3 protein-coding genes and 1 pseudogene are annotated in these 5,135 nt (G+C 33.9%); all 4 read left to right on the top strand.

Annotated features, from left to right (window positions below):
- Positions 1 to 606 (top strand): annotated as a pseudogene (locus tag DIU01_RS03930) (aminopeptidase); the annotation flags it as partial.
- A gap of 185 nt (positions 607 to 791) precedes the next feature.
- Entirely contained in the window at positions 792 to 3,194 is a 2,403-nt protein-coding gene (locus DIU01_RS03925) for a thiamine pyrophosphate-dependent enzyme (RefSeq protein ID WP_290831943.1), read from the top strand.
- 183 nt (positions 3,195 to 3,377) lie between these two features.
- Complete coding sequence (locus tag DIU01_RS03920) at positions 3,378 to 4,304, top strand: hypothetical protein (protein ID WP_290831942.1); 927 nt, start codon at positions 3,378 to 3,380, stop codon at positions 4,302 to 4,304.
- A gap of 271 nt (positions 4,305 to 4,575) precedes the next feature.
- Positions 4,576 to 5,097, top strand: coding sequence for a hypothetical protein (locus DIU01_RS03915; protein WP_290831941.1), 522 nt, complete (start codon positions 4,576 to 4,578; stop codon positions 5,095 to 5,097).
- The last annotated feature ends 38 nt before the right edge of the window (positions 5,098 to 5,135 follow it).

The raw sequence follows: 5,135 nt of genomic DNA, 5'->3' as shown, positions 1-5,135 counted from the left end.
TATTTCAACACTAAAACCGAAGTTACCAATCATTTCAATTTTAGTTCTGATGTACAATTTTCTAATAAATTCGGGAAACTAGCAGCCGAAATCGAATACAGAAAATTATTCAACAACAATAGACAAATTAATTTAAGATTTTACGCAGGAACTTTCCTTTACAGAAATACAACTTCCGATTTTTTTAGTTTTGGAATCGATCGTCCAACCGATTATTTATTTGATTATGAATATCTTGGACGTTCAGAAAGCACCGGACTTTTTAGCCAACAAATCATTATTGCCGAAGGCGGATTCAAATCTGTTTTCGATACGCGTTATGCCAATCAATGGATTGCAACAACCAATGCGAGTTTTAATATTTGGAATTGGATCGAAATTTACGGCGATATGGGAATGATAAAAAATAAAAATTCCAAAGAAAAATTCATTTACGACAGTGGTATTCGTCTTAACCTAGTTACCGATTATTTCGAACTTTATTTACCAGTTCGTTCCAGCAATGGTTGGGAAATATCAGACCCAAATTATGGTCAAAAAATTCGTTTTATTGTAACTTTTTCACCCGATACACTAATTAATCTTTTCACAAGAAAATGGTTCTAATCATTAGAAATCAAAATAATATTTTAAACAATTACTATTATTTTTCATTTTTTAATGAACAAAATTCAACCAAAGAACTCAAATCACCTTTATAATTATCAATAATTAAATTATATTTTTTCTCAAGATTTGTGAAATTTACTTCTTTTTCATTAAATTTGTGGGATTAAGAAGATTTTTCAATTATGACCGAAACACAAAACAAAGTCGAAATTACTTTTGAAGATTTTAAAGCCGAAGTTTTAAACGACTATAAAATTGCCACAATAAGTAGAGAATGTAGCTTACTAGGAAGACGTGAAGTACTGACTGGTAAAGCAAAATTTGGAATCTTTGGCGACGGAAAAGAAGTGCCACAACTTGCCTTAGCAAAAGCGTTTAAAAATGGTGATTTCCGATCGGGATATTATCGTGACCAAACTTTTATGATGGCAATTGGAGCCATGAATATCGAACAATTCTTCGCTGGATTGTATGGTCATACCGACATCAATTTTGATCCAATGAGTGCTGGTCGTCAAATGGGCGGACACTTTGCAACGCATTCGCTTGACGAAAACGGAAATTGGAATAACTTAACAAAACAAAAGAATTCGAGCGCCGATATTTCTCCAACTGCTGGACAAATGCCGCGTTTGTTAGGTTTGGCGCAAGCTTCTAAAATTTTTAGAAATGTTTCTGGAATCAATCAAACTAATTTTTCTGAAAACGGAAATGAAGTGGCTTGGGGAACAATTGGAAATGCATCGACTTCGGAAGGTTTGTTTTTTGAAACTATAAATGCTGCTGGAGTTTTACAAGTTCCAATGGTAATGAGCGTTTGGGATGACGAATACGGAATTTCGGTTCATGCAAGACATCAAACTACCAAAGAAAATATATCTGAAATTCTTAAAGGATTTCAACGTGATGAAAACAATAAAGGTTACGAAATTTTAAACGTAAAAGGTTGGGATTATCCAGCTTTGGTGGCAACTTATGAAAAAGCTAGTGCCATTGCCCGTGAAGAACACGTTCCGGTTTTAATTCACGTTCAAGAACTTACACAACCTCAAGGACATTCTACTTCTGGAAGTCACGAACGTTATAAAAATGCCGAACGATTAGCTTGGGAAGCACAATTTGATTGTTTAGCTCAAATGCGTATTTGGTTGATTGAGAATAATTTGGCGACAGCCGAAGAATTGGATGAAATTGACAATCAAGCGAAAAAAGACGTTCTTGAAGGCAAAAAAGCCGCTTGGACTTCGTTTACAACTCCAACTAAAGAAGAGCAGAAAGAATTAGTTGCTTTACTAAATTCGATTGCTCCCTCTAGCGAAAGTAAAATTTTCATCGAAAAAATTGCTTCTGATTTAGCTTCGATTAAAGAACCAATTCGTAAAGAAATTTTAACTACAGCACGAAAAGTGTTGCGCATGATTGTGAAAGAAAATACTAGATCACAATTGGCGACTTGGATAACAAATTACACGAATAAAATTCAGCCGAAATTTAGTTCTCACCTCTTTTCTGAATCAAATTCTAATATTTATTCAGCTACAGAAGTTCCTGCAACTTATGATGAATCTGCCGATGAAGTAGATGCTCGTTTAGTTCTTAGAGATAATTTTGATGCTATTTTTTCTAAATATCCAGAATCATTAATTTTTGGTGAAGATGCCGGAAACATTGGTGATGTGAACCAAGGTTTAGAAGGAATGCAAGAAAAATATGGTGAACTTCGTGTTGCCGATGTCGGAATTCGTGAAGCTACCATTCTTGGACAAGGAATCGGAATGGCAATGCGTGGATTGCGTCCAATTGCTGAAATTCAATATTTAGATTATTTGTTGTACGCTATTCAAATCATGAGTGACGATTTAGCAACACTACAATATAGAACGAAAGGTCGCCAAAAAGCACCTTTAATAATAAGAACTCGTGGACATCGTTTAGAAGGCGTTTGGCACTCAGGTTCACCAATGGGAATGATTATCAATGCTATTCGTGGAATTCACGTTTTGGTACCAAGAAACATGACCAAAGCGGCAGGATTTTACAATACGTTATTACAAACAGACGAACCAGCATTGGTTGTAGAATGTTTGAATGGCTACCGATTGAAAGAAAAAATGCCAACAAATTTAGGCGAATTCAAAACTCCGATTGGCGTTGTAGAAACACTTAAAGAAGGAAAAGACATCACTTTGGTTTCTTACGGTTCAACATTACGATTGGTAGAACAGGCTGCAAACGAACTAGAAGCTGTTGGAATTAACTGCGAAATCATCGATGTTCAGTCGTTATTACCATTTGATATTAAACACGATATTGTGAAAAGTATTGCCAAAACCAACCGACTTTTAGTTATTGACGAAGACGTTCCTGGTGGCGCAAGTGCTTACATTTTGCAAGAAATTATAGAAGTACAAAACGGTTACCAACATTTAGATAGCGCGCCTCAAACTTTGGCTGCCAAACCACATCGTCCTGCTTATGGAACCGATGGTGATTATTTCTCTAAACCATCTGTAGAAGATATTTACGAAAAAGTTTACGCCATCATGAACGAAGCCAAACCAGACGTTTACCCAAGTTTGTACTAGTAAATAAAGTTTTTAAAATAAATTATTAATTCCCTAATTGTAAAAGCAGTTAGGGAATTTTTATATATTTGATAAATGTAAATCTGATTTTTTCAGACTTATACAACCTAAATTCGGTGTATAGGGATGATGATGTTAGACTTATATACAAGTTATGCGGCACTTTAAAACGACCGACCGAAAATGATAAATTGGTTTAAAGGAAATAAATATTTAAAATATCGAGAAATTCTTCTCAATGCTTTCCCACGGACTTTGAAAAAGGACGTAGAAAGCGTATTGGACATTTTACCCTTTGACGTGAACGAAGTAAAATTATGTGACGGGCAAACTCACAAGGTAGAAAACCTAATTCATCCTGACTTTCAAACAGTCAACATTGACGGAGAACTTTTGACAATACCATACAGGGTTTATTTTAACGAACCTGAATTAGAAAAGGAAAGGACTCTTACTGACCGACAAAAATCAATTCTCAATTGTATTTTCCTTAGACACCATAATGGTTATATAAGACAAAGACGATTGGAAAAAATTGAAAATAGCGAATATTGGTTAACACCTTTTACATTTCAGCTTTTAGGTGAATATGTTATTGAAATTTTAGAAGTCTTAGACGAACAGCTTGAAGACAACAAATTGGAAAACTACAAGCGGTTTGCTATCGAAAATTCAAAATATTATCAGCAGACAGAAAGCCGAATGATAAGTTATTGGAATGAATATTACAGACGCAGATTTCCAAAACTGAAAAACTATGTTGGTAGAATCATTTTTGACCAAATAAAGACTAAAGAAATCGGAAAAAGGCAAGATGAAATTATTGAAGTTGGAATTGACAAGAATGAACGACTTTTTATTCGACCTAAAAATGAACGTTTTACTCTTATTTACAGAACAGCAACAGAAGTTCATTGGGAAGAAAAGGAATTATTCCTTTATTCACCAAAACCAAGAGAATGGAATTACTACTATTGGTTTAAGCATATAATAGATGTGGCAGACAAAGAATGCAACTGTAAACTTGTTTTGACACATCGAACTATTTGGACAAACATTCCTGACAACTTAAAGAAACAAATAATTACGAATAAAAAAGCGACCGCATAACACACGCTACAAGCAAGCTGGGCAATTGGTTTAATTTAAAAATAGTTTGTGTTTGATGCATTTGTTTTTAACCGAAAGATTACGCATCTTTAATCCCAGCCTGCGTGTAGCGCGGGAACGTCAGGCTGTGAATAAACTAAGTAAGAAGAGAAGTTATTCGGATACCTATCAGAGAAAAATTCCGTACAGACGATTCTCAAAGGCTCATTTTGAGTATTTTCACAGTCTGACGTTAACTGCCATTTACCCAAAACAAAATCTATAAAAAAATATGGGTTACAGAATAAATATAGCCAAAAGTGTAAAAAAAGAAAGATTGATATTTAGCCCCAACTTACATTATATTTTTGATATAATTATGGAAGCTTTACTGTATGCAATTTGGCCAATTATGACATATTTGATAATTATAAATCCAATCAATAAGGTAAGTCTCACTGGAATGGTCATAATGATATTTCTAAATGTTTTACTTGCAATCTCTTGGTTTTACATTTATAAACTTCATAAAATCAAAATCACAAATCCAGAAAGAGACAGAAAAATACTTGTCCAAATACTGAAAAAAAGATTTCCAGAAATGCAAATCAACGATGATGGTTTATATATTCTGAGGAGCAAAAAAAATACTGGATCATTTAGTTGGGGAAAATCATTAACCGTTATTTTTAATGAAAATTATATATACATTAATTTGACAACTTTAGGAAGACATGATGTAAAATCGCCTATCCATTCAATCGCAAACTACCTCAAATTAAAAAGTATTGAAAAGGAATTTAAAAGAAATTAAACGGCAGTTAACAGTGGTAGCTGTTGCACAACCACCAT

It is taken from the genome of Flavobacterium sp., from assembly GCF_003525665.1.
Taxonomy (GTDB): Bacteria; Bacteroidota; Bacteroidia; order Flavobacteriales; family Flavobacteriaceae; genus Flavobacterium.
Note: the sequence above shows the minus strand (reverse complement) of the source record. Positions and strands in the feature narration are given on the sequence as shown.